Genomic DNA, 15,682 nt, shown 5'->3' with positions numbered 1-15,682 from the left:
ATCAAGGAGCAAAAATGTCCAAGACACGATTGAAAATAGGCATTGTGGGCGGCGGCATTGGTGGCCTGGCCGCCGCCAACGCGCTGCACCGCAACGGACACGAGGTGACGGTGTTCGAGCAGAGCCGGCAATACCTGCGCGTGGGCGCCGACATCAATCTGACGCCCAATGCTGTACGCGCGCTAGACGGACTGGGCGACAGCATTGCAGCTGCCGTACGGGCTTCGGCCGCCCGCCCGACGCACCGTATCAGCCGTACCTGGGACAACGGCGAGGAAACATCGCGCCTGACCATGGGCAATGAGGCCGAGCGTCAATACGGTGCGCCCCAACTCACCATCCATCGTGCCGACCTGCTGGCCGCGCTGGCCGATGCCTTTCCCCACGAGCAGGTGGAGTTCGCCAAACGCGTCAACCGGATTGTGCAAACCGATGCCGGTGTTGCCGTGGAATTTTCCGACGGCGCACGAATCGATGGACTGGATGCGCTGATAGGCTCGGACGGAATTCATTCGGTGGTACGCACATCCCTGTTTGGCGCAGAGAGCCCGCGCTTTACCGGTGTGGTGGCGTTTCGCACCGTGGTGCCCACCGAGCGCGTGCGCCATGTTCCCGATATCGGGGCCTTCACCAAATGGTGGGGGCCGACTCCGGACAGCCAGATCGTGACCTTTCCGCTCAATCAGGGCCGCGACACCTTCATCTTCGCCACCACGGCGCAGGAGTCCTGGCATGAGGAATCCTGGACCACCGAGGGCAGCGTGACCGAACTGCGCGGCTTTTATGCAGGCTTCCATCCACATGCACGGGCCTTGCTGGAAGCGTGTGACAGCGTACTGAAGACGGCACTGTATGAGCGCGACCCGCTGCCGCACTGGTCGCAGGGGCGAGTGTCGCTGCTCGGAGATGCCTGCCATCCCATGATGCCGTTCATGGCCCAGGGTGCCGGCATGGCGATCGAGGACGCCGTGGTACTGGCCCGCAATCTTGATGCGGTGCAGGATGCCGAAGGCGTTGCGCAAGCCTTGCAGAACTACGAGGCCATGCGCAAGCAGCGCACCAGTCAGATCCAGATCGGCTCGCGGGGCAATAACTGGCTGCGTGCCGGAGGCAATGCCGACTGGGTCTATGGCTATGACGCGTGGCAAGTTGCTTTGACGGCAGAGCCGGTTGCCTGCTCTATCTAAACGACAGTACACCCCGGCAGTGTTGCCCTGCGCAGCGCCTCCGGGGGGTGATGGTTCTGTCTTGAGCGGGCATGGTGGCGCTGTCGGCACCTGGCGCAAAGCATGGTGCATGGCTGGCAGGAGCCCATGCCTTGCTTGGCCCATTGCATAGGGCCTGCCTTCATCCATGAGCAAGAAGGCAGATATCTGCGAGAGTGCATCCTGCCATGGCAGATCCGGATCTCGCCGGGCGCTGCAGTCTTGCTAGACCTATCCGAGGACGATGACGAGCGACCTCGGAGGCCTGGCGAGAAAGTGTGAGCCTGTGACACCCGGCCACGGCTTTGGAGGTTGCTGGCCCCAGCCCTCATTCTCAAAATGGCGCATCAACCGGCGAAGCACATGTAATGTGCAGATGACCCCGCCTGCAGAACGCGGAAATTCGTGCGTCTATATGTGTTGCAACAGCATCCAGGCAGCTATCCAACACAGGGCATCAGGAACTATTCCAGACCTGCTTCATCCTCGCCGCACAAAGCGCCTGCTCTCTCGCAATGTGCACGCAAGCGCATCAGCGCGTTGTACATGGCATTGCGCTCATCTTCAGGCAATGCCCGAATGGCAGCAGCCTGGCTGGCACGCGCCAAGGGCATGACCTGCGCATGCAGGGCCTCGCCCTGTTCGGTGACCTGACAAAAAATCTTTTTGCGCGGCGTGTTGCCTTCACCCTGCAGATCCACCAGGCCTTTGGCTTGCAGCCGCTTGAGAGCGCGGCTCACCAAGGCTTTGTCCGAGGTGGACTGAATGACCAGATCCGAGAAGGCCAGCCGTCTGGCGTGGGCAATCAAGGCCAGCAAGCGCCACTCCGAGACCGTCAGATCGTGTTTCTCGGCGTAGGGAACGGTAATGGTGCGCCGCAGAGCATTGCCCACCTGGCTCATCAATGTGGTGATGAAGTCGTCCACCGTCAGCCCATCACCTTGCGCGTTCAAGTGCGACCAGGGCGTTTCACATGTTTTCTTGTTCATGCGCCATTGTTTCATCTGAATTAACAAAATCCAATGTCAATAGTGAAAACAGCAATTTGATCAATCAACCATAGGCGTATAACTTCATTCATTGTTTCTTTTGCGATCCATTGTTTCACTACTGAATCATCAAAGGTTGCGTGTGAGATTTATACCCACGGCCCAAGGAGAGGCGACCATGTCAGTTGATCGACGCCAGTTTTGCTTTACTGCTCTTGCCTGCGGCACGCTGCTTGCGCAGCCGGTGCTTGCCGAAGAACCCTATCCTCACAAGCCCATCACGGTGATCGTGTCCTACCCGCCAGGCGGAGATACCGATGCAATCGCCCGCCTCTTTGCCGACAAGCTCAGTCACAGACTCAAGCAGACCGTGCTGATTGACAACCGCCCAGGTGCTGGCGGTGCGATAGGCAACGGCATGGTGGGGCGTGCACGCGCCGATGGCTACACATTGCTGTTCACTCCCAACCCCTTCACCACCGCCCCCCTGGTCATGAAGCTGTCGGGCGCTGCAGACTACGACGTACTCAACGGTTACGAAGCCATCATCAACACCGCCACCCAGCCCCTGGTGCTGGTCACGAGCCCCAAGCTCGGTGTCAAAACTCTGCCCGAGCTCATTGCAAGAGCCAAGAGTGGGGCCACCGTCTCCTATGCCAGTCCGGGCGCCGGCTCGCCCATGCACATCGCCGGCGAATGGCTGAACAAGGCCGCTGGCGTCAAGCTGTCCCATGTTCCATACCGCGGCGTCGGCCCCTCGGTGACCGATGTCGTGGCCGGCCATGTCGATACTGCATGGGTCACTTTCGGCCCCGTGCGCCAGTATCTGGACTCCGGCAAGCTGGTGGCGCTGGCCATCGGCGATACCAGGCGCTCATCGCTTGCACCTGCCGTGCCGACATTGACCGAGCTGGGCTACAGGGAGGTGGTGGTCAGTGCCTGGAACGGCTTCTTCGCGCCGAAAAAGACTCCGGCCGCGGTGATCAATCTGCTCAACGAGCACCTCAATGCCATTTTGCGAGAGCCCGAAGTCGTGGAAAAGCTCGCCGTCTTCGGAGCCCTGCCAGCCGGCGGCTCTCCCAAGGTGCTCAGCGATCTCAATCAGCGCGAGTACATGGTGATGGGCAAGGCCATCAAGGAACTCGGCATCGTGGCCGAGTGAAAGCGATGAATCGCGCAGGCACAGGCCTGGGCGATTCGAACTGACCTCTATATGACTGACGTGGCACAAGCCCGTGGTCCGCAGCGACCCGGGTCTTCTGCCGCGAGGTACGGATATGACATCTGCTCTTTCATCTCGATCCACGCTGGGCATGGACACTCCACAGGTGACGGCCAAGGCAAAGGTGCTGGGCCGGGCCATCTACGCAGGAGATCTCAAGCTTGCCGGCATGCTGCATGGCAAGGTTCTGCGCAGCCCTTACCCGCATGCGCGCATCACTCGCATAGACACCACCGAGGCGCGCGCGCTGCCTGGCGTCAAGGCGGTTCTGACCGGCGAGGATGCACCCGCCAATCTCTGGGGGGCACATCACAAGGAACGTGCCGTCCTCGCCAAAGGTGTGGTGCGTTATTGCGGCGAAGAGGTAGCCGCAGTGGCCGCTGTTTCCGATGAGATCGCACGCGACGCGCTGGATCTGATTCGGGTGGAATACGAAGAACTGCCCGCCATTCTGACGCCCGAGGAAGCCATGGACGAAGAGGCCTTCGGCATCCATCCTGGGCGCAACAATGTGGCCCAGCATATCCAGTTCGAGCGCGGTGACGTGGAGGCAGGTTTTGCCGCCGCAGATCTGATCCACGAAGCCACTTACACCACGCACTCTCAATACCCCGGCTATATGGAGCCCATGGCCACGGTGGCCTCGCTGGACCCCGATGGCCGGCTTGTGCTCTATACCTCGACCCAGGCAGTGAATCTGGTGCGCATGCAGGTGGCCATGACCCTCGGTCTGCCCATTTCCCGCGTGCGCGTGGTGCAGGCGGCGACCGGTGGCGGCTTCGGCGGCAAGATCGTGGAAGACGACAACCAGTTGCTTGCCGGCCTGCTGGCCCTGCATACACAACGGCCGGTGCGACTGGTCAACAACCGCCTGGAGGACTTCCAGGCCGCATGTGCCAGCGTGCCCGAGCGCATCACCCTCAAGCTGGGCATGCTCAAGGACGGCCGCATTATCGCCAAGCAGGTTCGCATCATTGCCGAATGCGGTGCATATGCAGGCCTTGCCGGTGATGTGATGCACGTCAGTGCCATGCGCAGCGACAACATGCACCGCAATCCGAATGTGCGTTCTGAAGCGACGCTGTACTACACCAACAATCCGCCACGCGGTGCCTTCCGGGGCTTTGGCGGAACGCAGATGCAGTTTGCGCTCAACAGCCATATCCACACCATGGCGGAGAAACTGGGCCTGGACCCGGTGCAGGTGCACAAGATCAACGCGCTCAAGGCCGGTGATGTCTCGATTCACGGCTGGCATATCGGCAGCACAGGACTGCTGGAGTGCATAGACATGGCAACCGAGGCCATAGGGTGGGCAAGCAAACGCCAACGCGTCAAGGCCATTGGTATCAAGCGCCGCGGCGTTGGCATGGCAGCGGCCATGCATGTGAGCGGCAACCGCACCATCGGCAACTGGGATGGATCGACGCTGGTCATCAAGATCAACGAAGACGGTCGAGTCTTCCTCATCAGCGGTGAATGCGATATGGGTCAGGGGGCGAGCACCATGCTCAGCCAGATCGTGTCCCATGAACTGGACCTGCCTCTGGCCGATATTCATGTGCTTGCGCCCGACACCGATGTCTCTCCGGTGGCCGTGGGCACTCTGGCTTCACGCGTCACCATGTCGGGCGGCAACGCGGCCATCATCGCCGCGCGCAAGGCGCGGCACGAGTTGCTGAGCCTGGCTGCCGAGCGCCTGGGTGCACCGCCCGATGCGCTGACGCTGGAAGGCGGTGCCGTCTATGTGAGCGCGGAGCCTGAACGCCGCAGCACCGTGGCCGAGCTGGCACGCCAGCATATCTGGCGCCATGGCGGAGGTGGCATCCAGGTCACCGGAACCTGGGACCCCAAGACCGTCATGCATGACGACAAGCTCTACGGCAATATCGCCGCTGCCTACTCCTACGCTGCCCAGGCCGTTGAAGTCGAAGTGGATATCGAGACCGGCCAGGTCAGCATCATCGACAGCTATGTCGCCGACGACTGCGGCAAGGCGCTCAACCCCATTGCAATTCACGGCCAGACCAACGGCGCCACTGTTCAGGCCATCGGCTGGACGCTGTATGAGCAGTTGCACTACGAGGGCGGGCGCCTGGCGAACGGCAATTTCGCGGACTACAACATGGCCACCGCCAATGCGGTTCCCATGCTGCGCGGCGGCCTTGTGGAATCCAACGATCCCAACGGCCCCTATGGCGCCAAGGGTGCCAGCGAAACAGCCATCCTGCCCGGCGCACCAGCCATAGCCAACGCCGTCTATGACGCGATTGGCGTGCGCATCACCGATCTGCCCCTCACCCCGGAAAAAGTGCTGGCTGCATTGCGCGACAAGCAGCGGCAAGGAGCAAGCCATGCGTGAATTTGATTTTGCGGAGCCCCGCTCGGTTGCGGAGGCCAGCCAGATGCTTGCCGAGTACGGCGACGATGCACGCATCATCGCGGGCGGGTCGGCGCTGATGCTGGCCATGCGCCAACGCATGCTTGCGCCCACGCACCTGATCTCGGTGGCGAGGCTGCCCCGGCTGCATGGCATCGATTTCGATCCGCACCAAGGTCTGCGTATCGGTGCCATGAGCCGCCATATCGATGTGGCTCGCTCCGAGCTCGTGAAAGCGCATGCACCTGTGCTGGCCCGGATGGCCGCCCAGGTGGCCAATCCCCAGGTGCGCAACCAGGGCACGATTGGCGGCAATCTCTGCTATGCCGACCCATCCACGGACCCTCCCGGCTGTCTCATGGCCCTCGATGCCTCGGTCGTTCTGGGCAGCACACGCGGAGAGCGCGTGTTGTCGATGGAAGAGTTTTTGGTCGACTACTACACCACGGCCATGGAGCCCGATGAGGTACTCCTTGAAGTTCGTGTTCCGCTGCAGGCTCCCGGCACCCAGGGGGAATACACGCGCTTTCTGCGCACGGCAGCAGAGCACCGCCCCCTGGTCAGCGTAGCCCTGGTCGTGCAAAGAGAAGGGCAGATATGCCACCAGGCACGCCTGGCCGTTGGGGCATCCACCCCCATTCCCACAAGGCTGCGCCGTGCCGAAGACTGCTTGCGCGGCAAAACCGTGAATGCGCAGCTCGCTGCAGAGGTCGCAAGCATCGTGGCCGAGGACATCCAGCCGGTCTCCGACCTGCGGGGCAGCAGCGAGTTTCGCCGCGCCATGGTGCGCACGGTAACCCGCCGCACGGTGGCCACGCTGTTCGGAATCGATATCAATGAAGGAGTTGCCGCATGAGCACGCATCGCATCGAATGCCAGGTCAACGGCGAATCGCATAGCGCCGAAGTCGCGTCACGGCGACTGCTATCGGATTTCCTGCGGGACGACCTGCATCTGACCGGCACCAAGCGGGGTTGCGAAACCGGAACCTGCGGCGCCTGCTCGGTGCTGCTTGACGGTGAAGTCATCAAATCCTGTCTGATGCTGGCCGTGCAGGTTCAGGGGCGCAGCATCACCACCATCGAAGGGCTGGCCGCCAACGAGCAGTTGCATCCCCTGCAGAAGAACTTCATGCAGTGCGGCGGCCTGCAATGCGGCTACTGCACGCCGGGTTTCATCATCGCCTCCTGCGACCTGCTCAAGAACACGCCCCAGCCAAGCTGCGAGGAAGTGCGCCATGGCCTCAGCGGCAATCTCTGCCGCTGCACCGGCTACACCCAAATCGTCGAGTCCGTGCTGCATGCAGCACAGGAGATGCATCATGGAAATTGAAAAAACCCTGACCGTTTCAGCCCCTCCCCAGCAGGTCTGGGATCTGCTCCTCAATCCGCAGATCATGGCCGGCGCCGTGCCCGGGATGAAGTCCATCGATGTCATCAGCCCCACGGAATACGTGGCGGAGATGCACCAGAAGATTTCCTTCATCAGCGCCAAGTTCAAGCTCAAGACCAAGATCGTCGAACAGAACGCTCCGGAATACATGCGCGTGGAAGGCACCGGCGAGGATGCCTCGGTGGCCAGTTCGCTCAAGCAGACCAGCGAAGTGTTCCTGACACCTGCTGCCAACGGTGGCACCGATTTACGGATCAAGGTCAATGTCGACGTGCTGGGCCGCCTGGGCGCCTTCGGCCTGTCGGTCATGAAAACCAAGGCCGATCGTCTCTGGGAAGAGTTTGGCAGCAATCTGGCTGCTCGCATTGAGGCTGGTGGCTTGATCGTTGATGCCACACCACATTCCTCCGCCAGCCCCTCGACAGCGTCCACCATGCCTTCATTGGCCAAGCAAGCTGTCCCGAGCCCTGATATCAAACCTGCCCCCGCTTCGACCGTCTCCTCTAGCGCAGTACCGCAGGGTCAGATGGCAGCAGCCATCGCAGCCCCTACACAGGACACATACAGCGAATCCGGCTGGTGGGCCCGCATCTTCGGAGGTGCCCGCAATGCACGCCGCGCCGGCCAGGTCATACGTGTAGAAGTGCGTCAGATGGACAAGACGATCTGTGTCGAGTGGCCTGCCGCAGCTGCGTCCGAATGCCGGGAATGGCTCCAGTCTCTGCACAAGTAAGCACTGTTTTTGAACCGACCAGCAAGGAGGCTCACGACTCAACAGCTCAATCACATCAAGCCACGCATGCAAAAAATACTGAACGACATCAAAAATTGGAGACATTCATGCTGAAGAAGATAGCAAGCGCCATTGCGCTTCTGGGGGTGGGAGGGTTGGCACATGCACAATCGTCCGTACAGATCTACGGGATCGTGGATACGGCCGTCGAAACCATGAACAACGTGGGCGCAACCAAGTCCAGCCTCACACGCATGCCCAATCTGACGGGCAGCGTTCCATCACGCCTGGGCTTTCGCGGCCGCGAGGAGCTGGGAGGCGGATTGAGCGCATCCTTCACGCTGGAGATGGGTATCGGCCCCGACAGCGGAGCTCTCAACCAGGGCGGTCGCGGTTTCGGCCGCCAGTCCTTCGTCAGCCTCAACGGCCCCTGGGGATCGCTGGGGCTGGGCCGTCAATACACCATGCTGTTCTGGTCCGTACTCGACGCTGACGTGATCGGCCCGAGCCTGCACAGCATGGCCAGTCTGGACAACTACTTTCCCAATGCACGTGCCGACAATGCGATCTCCTACAAAGGCACGTTCTCGGGCCTGACGATCGGCGCGACCTATAGCTTTGGCCGCGATGCCGTCAATGCGGGCCCCAGTCCCGGCGGCACCAACTGCGCGGGAGAAAGCAGCACCGACTCCAAGACCTGCCGCGAGTGGTCGGCCATGCTCAAGTACGACACAGCGGCATGGGGGGCGGCGCTGGCACATGACGAGCTGCGCGGCGGCCCCGGTGCTTTCGCGGGGCTGACCAGCAGCGACAAAGTCGACAAGCGCACCATGCTCAACGGCTATGTGAAGCTTGGCGGCGCCAAGATTGGTGGTGGCTATATGCGTCGCAAGAATGACGGATATATCGCATCGCCGCGCAACGACCTGTGGTTTGTGGGCGTGACCTACCCCATTGGGCAATGGACCGTGGACGCCCAGTACAACCAGCTCAAGTACAAGGACAACGCGGTCAAGGGTCAGTTGCTGGTACTGCGCGGCACCTACAACCTGTCCAAGCGCACTGCGGCCTATGCCTCGCTGGGCTATATGAAGAACAGCGGCAATGCGGCCTTTGGAGCAAGCAGCGCTCAAGCTGGTGGAACGCCAATGCCTGGCGTCAATCAGACTGGCTTTGGCATGGGCCTGCGCCATATGTTCTGAGGTTGGAGCACAAATGGAGCGGGTGCGGGTAGCCTGGTGGCCTGCACCCGCTTTTCAGAAGAGGCGACAGCCCCCCAGGCGGGGCTCGTTCAACAACATAGACCGGGCATGTCTACCTGCCCAAGGGCAGTCCAGGTCGGCATGAGAAGAAGCTGACAACAATGTCACCGCGCTGTCCCGCTTCTGTTGGGGTCGGATTTCTAAGCTCCACACATCTCCTCCTTACCTTTATCAAGGCCCGGGAGATTGTGTTTCACCGACTTTCTTAGGAGCTCCCACCATGTCTCAACGTCGTCTCTCCATCGCGTCCGTATTTGCAAGCGCAGCAGCAGTAGCTGTACTAGCCATGCCGGGGATGGCTTCGGCAGCCTATGAACACCCAGCCAATAACGAGCAAGGCGTGACTGTTCACCCTGAACATTTCGTGAGCCAGAAGACGCGTGATCAAGTCAGGGCCGAAACTGCAGATGCGATGAAAAACGGTCGACTGTCGTATGGAGAAAGCAACTTCCCCAACTTCGTCCCCCCTGCAGGCCCCGGTAAAACACGCGAGGAAGTGATTAACGAATTGCTGCGCGAATCTCCAGCAGCGCGGGAAGCTCGTTTGCAGTCCATCGCTCGCTGAGGCCTATAGAGGCCTTATTGGGGCGCCGGTCTTCATTGACCAGCATTGCGATGCGATGACCGGCATGCTTGATCTGGCCACCGGCAGCAACTGCCCAATGCGGCCGGCCGAGTTGCGATGATCAATGCCTGGATTGCCGGCATCACCCAGTCCAAGCCTTTATCCGCTTCCTTCAATTGATCATCGCCCCACAGACGACGCCCCCTGAGCCGTTCCTGAAGACCAACCAAAGGGGGCGGGCGAGCAGCAGACAGTGCCCGTCAATTGGCAAGACGCGTTCACATGCTCCGTCTGCCGGCGATCACGCGCTTGAGCGCCTCTGCCGACATCGCAAAAAGACAGCTCCCACCACCATCGGTCTTGGCTCTGCAAAGTGCCGTACAGATGAAATACCTGGTTTAGCTGACGCTTATGGCGTGACCGCGCTCGCTTGCCCATAGGGCCGGGCATATGACTACCGGCCAGACATCACCACACAAATGTTGGCAGAGTTCCAGCCGCTCCTCAGCGCTGCATCAGTTGCTGGCATTGCCGGCGGCGCCAGACAGACTCGCGTACCGCTCCGGCCTCATCGAACACCACTTTGTACTGGCACACCAGCAGGTTGCCGGATTGCGCTTGACGGAGCTTGAAGTTGTAGTCCCACTCCTGTCCTCTCTGGCCCGTAGTTTGCGTCAGAGGTGCGCCCAGCGTCTGCTTCACCTTATCCTGGGGCATGCCGGGCTGGATGGCGCGAATTCCTTCGAGCTGCTCTGCCAGCACGCCATCGCGGACGAAGTCCTTCTTCATGTCGGCATAGCGCATATTGATGTCGGAATACTGCAGCTTGTCGGGATTGCTGACAGCATCCTCCGGATTGTCACGAGCCACGGCCGGCATGGCGATGCAAGCGGCTGCAGCCAGCACCAGAGTGGAAAGGCGGAAGGTAGATTCAAACATGCTCATGGCATCCTCTTTCATCAAAATCGAAAGTCACGCGCTGCAGGGCTTCAGCGCTCACGCAAGGCCTCGCGCGCCTTGTTCAGCGGCTTGGTCAAATAGTCCCAGACAGTCTTGCGGCCCGTACGGATATCGGTAGCGGCAACCATGCCCGGCACAATGGGCATGCGCTGGCCGGCTTTGTTCACAAGCACGTCCGAGTCGGTGCGCACCAGAACCGGGTAATAGACGATTTCGGGCTTGACCTCGTCGCGCTGGGTATCCGGGGCAATCGTCACCACCTGGCCCTTGAGGCCGCCATAGACTGCGTAGTCATAGGCAGTCACCTTGACCAGAGCCTCCTGTCCGGGGCGAATGAAGGCAATGTCGCGGGGCGAGATATGGGCCTCCACCAGCAACTGGTCATCGAGAGGCACCAGGGCCATCAGCAGGCCGTTGGGCGGCACCACGCCGCCGATGGTAGTGACCTGCAGGCTCTTGACCACGCCCCGCACAGGCGACTGCAGTGTCAGGCGATCCAGTGAATCCGCACGCCCGCGCACTACTGAAGACAGGGACTTCGCCTCCGCATCAGCCTTGGCAAGTTCTTCGCGGCTGCGCACCATGTAGCCAGAACGCGCCTCGGCAATCTTCAGCTCCAGTTCTGCTCCCTGGCGCTGCAAGCGGATGAGTTCGACGCTGCTGGCCGCACCGCTGGCTTGCAGCGACTGCGTGATGCCCAGTTCCTTGCGCACCAATGCCAGCGCCTGGTTCAGACCGGCCACTGTATCGCTCAGCGCCGCGCGGCGAGAACGGAACAGCGCACTCTCCGAAGCCTTGAGCTGAGCATGGCCGTCCAGCTCCTGAGGAAACTGCAGGTTGTCGCGCCCTTCAACCTCGGCGCGCAGGCGTACGCTGGCGGCCAAGGCTGCGCGGTAGCGGGCCGCCGTCTCCTCCACACTGGATTCGCCACGCGTAGGTTCCAGCTTGGCCAGCACTTGGCCTTTCTCCACGATATCGCCCTCGCGCACCAGCAACTCGGCCAGAATACCGCCCTCCAGAGACTGGATGCGCTGCTCGCGCGAGGATGGAATCACCTTGCCACCGCCGTTGGACACTTCGTCGATCTCGAAGAACCAGGCCCAGGCCAGAAAGGCCAGCACAAAGGCCGTGACCAGCCACACCACGCGATCCGAGTGACTTGCGCGTACCTCGTCGAAGTCGCCTATGGCCGGCATGGCCGCGCGCCGACGCGCAGACCCGGGCATAGGAGAAAGCATGGACGCGGCCTCAGCCTTCATCGCTGGTGTTGTTGTAGATGTGGCCTTCGATGTATCACCGGGCACTGCTGTCTCCGTCATTCCTGCCCCTCCTCTGCAGAGGCCAGCCTTTTCACCGGCTGCACCGCGACCTTCATGCGCCCGCTCTGCACGACGCGAACATTCTGCTGCGGGGCTGCCGGTTGGACACCGCCATTCAGGCGCTTGAGCACCTCATCGCGCGCGCCCTGCAACACCACCTGGCCCTTGTCCACCACAATGATCTTGTCCACCGCCTGCAACACAGCGGGCCGGTGCGTGGCAACGACCAGAGTGCGCCCCGGTGCAAGCTTGCGCAACCGCGCGATCACATCGCGTTCGGCCACATCGTCCAGCGCTGCCGTAGGCTCATCCAGCAGCAGCACGCGCGGCTGGCGCAACAGCAGGCGGGCCAGCAACAGGCTCTGGCGCTGCCCCCCCGACAAGCCCAAGCCCCCTTCCATGACCATGTGATCCAGCCCCGTTGGCAGGGTCTGCACGAAGGACCAGGCGCCAGCGTCCAGCAGCGCGGTCACAAGTTCCGCATCGCTGGCATGAGGAGCGCCCAACAGCAGGTTCTCGCGCAACGAACCGTAGAACAGGCGGGCATTCTGCGTCAGCAGGCCTACATCGCGGCGCACGTCGGCCGGGTCTATGTGGGCCAGAGCCACATCGTCCAACAGCAGGCGCCCGCTCACAGGCTCGGTCAGGCCCGACAACGCCTGCAGCAGCGTCGACTTGCCTGCCCCGTTGCGGCCCAGGATGGCGATGCGCTCACCGGCTGAGATCTGCAGCTTCTTGACCTGCAGTGCCGGGGTCTTGCCGTCGTAGCTGAACACGGCTTCGCTGAAGTCGTAGCGCCCCTCGATGACAGGGCGGTGGACGCGGCTGCCGTCCTCGGCGTGATCCACGGGCAGGTGCATAAGTTGGTCCAAGCCGTCACTGGCCATCCTGGCCTGCTGCCAGCGATTGAGCACACCGGTCACGCTGGACAAGGGCGCCAGCATGCGGCTGACCAGAATGGAGGACGCCACCAGCACGCCGGTGCTCATCTCGCCGCGCATCACCTGGGGAGCGCCAAAGAACACCACAAAGGCAAAAGCACTGCCCTGCACCGTCTGCATCCAGTTGCTCAGGTGATGCAGCAACGCCCGCAGCCTCAGGCCCGACTCGGCATTTACGGCGTTGTAGTGGTTCCATTGGTTTTGGAAACGCGGCTCGGCCTGCAGCAGCTTGATGTCTTCAATGCCCTGCACCGTCTCCACCAGCATGGCGTTGCGCAGCGCCGATTCGCGCATGCTGGCCTGGGCCAGGTTGCGCAGGCGCTTTTGCGCCAGCAGGCTGGGCGCCAGCAGCAGCACAAAGGCCGCCAGAGGCACCCACACCAGCGAGCCGGCAATCATCCAGAAGATGAAGCAGAACAGGATGAAGAACGGCAGGTCAGCCACGGCCGCTGCGGTGGTGGAAGTCAGCATCTCCCGCACCGGCTCCAACTCGCGGATCTGGGCCACAAAGGTTCCAGTGGCGCGCGGGCGCGCGCTGTTCTTAACTCTCAGCGCATGGCCGAAGACTCGGTCCGAAATGCGAAGGTCGGCCCGCTTGCCCAGCATGTCGGTAATGTGCATGCGCGCGGCGCGCATGGCCCAGGCAAACACAATGGACAGCAGCACACCGCCGAACAGCACGTACAGCGTGGGTTCGGACTGCGACGGCACGACGCGGTCATAGACCTGCATGGAAAACAGAATGCCGCCCAAGGCCATCAGATTGGTGATGAACGAGGCCAGCAGGATATGGCCGTAGGGTCTCAGATCGGCAAACACGATGTCGCGCAGCCAGTGAGGCTCCACGGGGCGCAGGTAGCTGTCCACGCGCGAATCGGGAGCCGACTGCAACGGACGCAGCACCACCATGGCCTCCAACTCGGACTGCAGCTCGGCCAGCGTGTGCGTGCTCTCGCCGCCCTCATCGCCGCTCAGCAGCAGACGCAAGCCGCCTTCGGTCAGGGCGGTGACTACCGCGACCTGCCCGCCGCGCAGCTGTACGGCCACGGGTAGACGCCATGCCGTCAATCGCATCAGGTCCGGAGCCACCTCGGTCACGGCAAGACCAGCTTGCTGGGCAATCTGGCGTAAGCAGTGGCGCAAATCCTCGCCGGACATGCCATCAGCCGCCCAAGCCGCGTCGACACGCAGGCGCTCGCGTGAGGTATCGATCTGGTAATGCGCTGCCACTGCCAGCACGGCGTCCAGCCAGCCCTGCATCAATGGCGGCAATTGTTTGGAGCTTGCCTGCTCAGCAGCTATCCGGTTCATCGCTTCGTTCATCGCATCACTCCCTGGCCACGGTCACGCAGCCGGGTATCCAGCGCGAACTCATCGGCCAACCGCCCGCTCTGATACCAACACTCCACTGCCAGCCGCTGCAGGTCATGGGAGCTATCCGCTTGCTCGAAGCGCGCGCTGTGGTATTCCTGTTCGGCGTTGAGCAGATCTAGCAGCGAACGTGTACCCAATTGCAGATATTGCTCACGATATAGATCGCGCGTGATACGGATGCTGGCGATACGCTGGTCAACCACTGGCTGACGCTCCAACAGACCCAGGCTCTGGTCCTGCGCGTCGCGCAGCGACTGACGCGCCTGGAACTCGGCGTTGGCCACTGCTGCGTCGGCGGCCTCCAGCGCGTGGCCGGCCGCGCGCTGGCGTGCCTGGTTGCGCCCGCCTTCAAACAGCGGTGCCGAGACATTGAACATCACGCGCATGTCCACATCCGGGTAACCTGCCGGACGCGAGGCAGCGTTCAACCCGCGCGCGGCCGAGCCATCCACCGACAGCGTCGGCATGAGTTGCGCATCGGCTGCCTTCAGTTCGGCCTGGGCCTGCGCTCGCTGCCCCTGGGCCCGACGCACCGCTGCCGTGGGCTGCACCTGCGCGGCAGCGCAGGCCTGGGGCAGGGCATTGGGAACCCCGCCTTTTTCTGCATTCGCTTCACCCACTGTCGGCGGCGTCTGCAACCCGGTTAGCGCCATAAGCCGCGCTTGCCAACGGCGCGCCTGCGCCTCGTAATTGATTACTTGGCCGCGCGCTCCATCCATGCGTGACTGCGCCTGCATAAAGTCCGAGCGGGTGCTCGCGCCCTTGAGCTGACGCTCACGCGCCAGTTCGGCCAGCGCCCCCACTCCCTTGAGCTGATCTTGTGCAATCGCCGCCATGGACTGCTGGCGGCGCAGCTCCACCCAGGCCTGCGCAGCCTCGCGAGCTACATCGTCGGTGGACAGATAGACCTGCGCCTGGGCAACCTCGATGCTGGCCTCGGCCTGCTGCACGGCGCTGTCCACCTTGCCGAAGTCATACAACATCTGCGACACCGAGACGCTGGCGTCATAGACACGCCGCGAGGTATAGGGGTAGACATCCCGGTTGTTCACCTGTGCCCCCAGCCCGCCCTTGACCTGCGGGTAATAACCGGCGCGGGCCGAAGCCACGCCCTCGTCCGCTCCCAGCAACTGCCCCTGCGCCGTGCGCACGGCAGGGTGCCATGCCACAGCCGCCTGTACCGCTGCACGCATATCCATGGCCTGGCCTGGCCTGGCCTGGCTTGCAGGCCCTGCTGCATGGGCCGCGCCCATCGCGCAGACCAGCGCGACCGCTGCGGCGGCATGACGTATGCAAGGCACAGGGAGTTTGGACTTGATCAACATATCCATCTATCGCTA

13 protein-coding genes are annotated in these 15,682 nt (G+C 62.2%); 8 read left to right on the top strand and 5 right to left on the bottom strand.

What is annotated here, in order from left to right:
* The first annotated feature begins 14 nt into the window (after positions 1-14).
* On the top strand, positions 15-1,187 hold the full coding sequence (locus tag F0P97_RS08515; RefSeq protein WP_182286416.1) for an FAD-dependent monooxygenase: 1,173 nt from the start codon (positions 15-17) through the stop codon (positions 1,185-1,187).
* 482 nt (positions 1,188-1,669) lie between these two features.
* Here F0P97_RS08515 and F0P97_RS08510 read toward each other — a convergent pair whose 3' ends face one another.
* Positions 1,670-2,194 carry a MarR family winged helix-turn-helix transcriptional regulator gene (locus tag F0P97_RS08510; RefSeq protein WP_182286415.1) on the bottom strand — a complete coding sequence of 175 codons (525 nt, stop codon included), beginning with the start codon at positions 2,192-2,194 and terminating at the stop codon, positions 1,670-1,672.
* A 178-nt stretch (positions 2,195-2,372) separates the two neighbouring features.
* Between F0P97_RS08510 and F0P97_RS08505 the strand changes: the two genes are divergently transcribed.
* The 7 genes from F0P97_RS08505 (at position 2,373) to F0P97_RS08475 (ending at position 9,748) form a co-directional block, all read left to right on the top strand.
* Positions 2,373-3,356: a Bug family tripartite tricarboxylate transporter substrate binding protein gene (locus F0P97_RS08505; RefSeq protein WP_182286414.1), complete on the top strand. Its 984-nt coding sequence runs from the start codon at positions 2,373-2,375 to the stop codon at positions 3,354-3,356.
* 115 nt (positions 3,357-3,471) lie between these two features.
* Positions 3,472-5,778 (top strand): xanthine dehydrogenase family protein molybdopterin-binding subunit, encoded by a 2,307-nt coding sequence (locus F0P97_RS08500; protein ID WP_182286413.1) that lies wholly within the window; start codon positions 3,472-3,474, stop codon positions 5,776-5,778.
* Positions 5,771-6,652, top strand: a complete 882-nt coding sequence (locus F0P97_RS08495; RefSeq protein ID WP_182286412.1) for an FAD binding domain-containing protein — start codon at positions 5,771-5,773, stop codon at positions 6,650-6,652. The genes F0P97_RS08500 and F0P97_RS08495 overlap by 8 nt, the downstream gene beginning before the upstream one ends.
* Positions 6,649-7,128 (top strand): (2Fe-2S)-binding protein, encoded by a 480-nt coding sequence (locus tag F0P97_RS08490; protein WP_182286411.1) that lies wholly within the window; start codon positions 6,649-6,651, stop codon positions 7,126-7,128. The genes F0P97_RS08495 and F0P97_RS08490 overlap by 4 nt, the downstream gene beginning before the upstream one ends.
* The gene (locus tag F0P97_RS08485) at positions 7,118-7,921 is read left to right on the top strand and encodes a CoxG family protein (protein ID WP_182286410.1); all 804 of its coding nucleotides are present in this window, start codon (positions 7,118-7,120) and stop codon (positions 7,919-7,921) included. The genes F0P97_RS08490 and F0P97_RS08485 overlap by 11 nt, the downstream gene beginning before the upstream one ends.
* Positions 7,922-8,028: 107 nt before the next feature.
* The gene (locus F0P97_RS08480; protein WP_182286409.1) at positions 8,029-9,123 is read left to right on the top strand and encodes a porin; all 1,095 of its coding nucleotides are present in this window, start codon (positions 8,029-8,031) and stop codon (positions 9,121-9,123) included.
* A 280-nt stretch (positions 9,124-9,403) separates the two neighbouring features.
* A complete protein-coding gene (locus tag F0P97_RS08475) occupies positions 9,404-9,748 on the top strand; it encodes a DUF4148 domain-containing protein (RefSeq protein ID WP_182286408.1) in 345 nt (114 codons plus the stop codon).
* A 504-nt stretch (positions 9,749-10,252) separates the two neighbouring features.
* Here F0P97_RS08475 and bamE read toward each other — a convergent pair.
* The 4 genes from bamE to F0P97_RS08455 form a co-directional block, all read right to left on the bottom strand.
* Positions 10,253-10,693, bottom strand: coding sequence for an outer membrane protein assembly factor BamE domain-containing protein (gene bamE, locus F0P97_RS08470; protein ID WP_232538160.1), 441 nt, complete (start codon positions 10,691-10,693; stop codon positions 10,253-10,255).
* A 44-nt stretch (positions 10,694-10,737) separates the two neighbouring features.
* Positions 10,738-11,946 (bottom strand): HlyD family efflux transporter periplasmic adaptor subunit, encoded by a 1,209-nt coding sequence (locus F0P97_RS08465; RefSeq protein WP_371878540.1) that lies wholly within the window; start codon positions 11,944-11,946, stop codon positions 10,738-10,740.
* A gap of 77 nt (positions 11,947-12,023) precedes the next feature.
* Complete coding sequence (locus tag F0P97_RS08460) at positions 12,024-14,291, bottom strand: type I secretion system permease/ATPase (RefSeq protein WP_182286406.1); 2,268 nt, start codon at positions 14,289-14,291, stop codon at positions 12,024-12,026.
* A complete protein-coding gene (locus F0P97_RS08455; protein WP_182286405.1) occupies positions 14,288-15,673 on the bottom strand; it encodes a TolC family outer membrane protein in 1,386 nt (461 codons plus the stop codon). The genes F0P97_RS08460 and F0P97_RS08455 overlap by 4 nt, the downstream gene beginning before the upstream one ends.
* Positions 15,674-15,682: the final 9 nt, after the last annotated feature.

The organism is Comamonas testosteroni, assembly GCF_014076415.1.
GTDB lineage: Bacteria > Pseudomonadota > Gammaproteobacteria > Burkholderiales > Burkholderiaceae_C > Comamonas > Comamonas testosteroni_F.
The sequence above is the reverse complement of the archived record's forward strand: the minus strand, read 5'-3'. Positions and strand labels throughout refer to the sequence as shown.

Bases quoted from the DNA above. Each gene is read 5' to 3' on its own strand.
- F0P97_RS08515 (WP_182286416.1), top strand. From the start codon at position 15: ATGTCCAAGACACGATTGAAAATAGGCATTGTGGGCGGCGGCATTGGT.
- F0P97_RS08510 (WP_182286415.1), bottom strand. From the start codon at position 2,194: ATGAACAAGAAAACATGTGAAACGCCCTGGTCGCACTTGAACGCGCAA.
- F0P97_RS08505 (WP_182286414.1), top strand. From the start codon at position 2,373: ATGTCAGTTGATCGACGCCAGTTTTGCTTTACTGCTCTTGCCTGCGGC.
- F0P97_RS08500 (WP_182286413.1), top strand. From the start codon at position 3,472: ATGACATCTGCTCTTTCATCTCGATCCACGCTGGGCATGGACACTCCA.
- F0P97_RS08495 (WP_182286412.1), top strand. From the start codon at position 5,771: ATGCGTGAATTTGATTTTGCGGAGCCCCGCTCGGTTGCGGAGGCCAGC.
- F0P97_RS08490 (WP_182286411.1), top strand. From the start codon at position 6,649: ATGAGCACGCATCGCATCGAATGCCAGGTCAACGGCGAATCGCATAGC.
- F0P97_RS08485 (WP_182286410.1), top strand. From the start codon at position 7,118: ATGGAAATTGAAAAAACCCTGACCGTTTCAGCCCCTCCCCAGCAGGTC.
- F0P97_RS08480 (WP_182286409.1), top strand. From the start codon at position 8,029: ATGCTGAAGAAGATAGCAAGCGCCATTGCGCTTCTGGGGGTGGGAGGG.
- F0P97_RS08475 (WP_182286408.1), top strand. From the start codon at position 9,404: ATGTCTCAACGTCGTCTCTCCATCGCGTCCGTATTTGCAAGCGCAGCA.
- bamE (WP_232538160.1), bottom strand. From the start codon at position 10,693: ATGAGCATGTTTGAATCTACCTTCCGCCTTTCCACTCTGGTGCTGGCT.
- F0P97_RS08465 (WP_371878540.1), bottom strand. From the start codon at position 11,946: ATGCTTTCTCCTATGCCCGGGTCTGCGCGTCGGCGCGCGGCCATGCCG.
- F0P97_RS08460 (WP_182286406.1), bottom strand. From the start codon at position 14,291: ATGAACGAAGCGATGAACCGGATAGCTGCTGAGCAGGCAAGCTCCAAA.
- F0P97_RS08455 (WP_182286405.1), bottom strand. From the start codon at position 15,673: ATGGATATGTTGATCAAGTCCAAACTCCCTGTGCCTTGCATACGTCAT.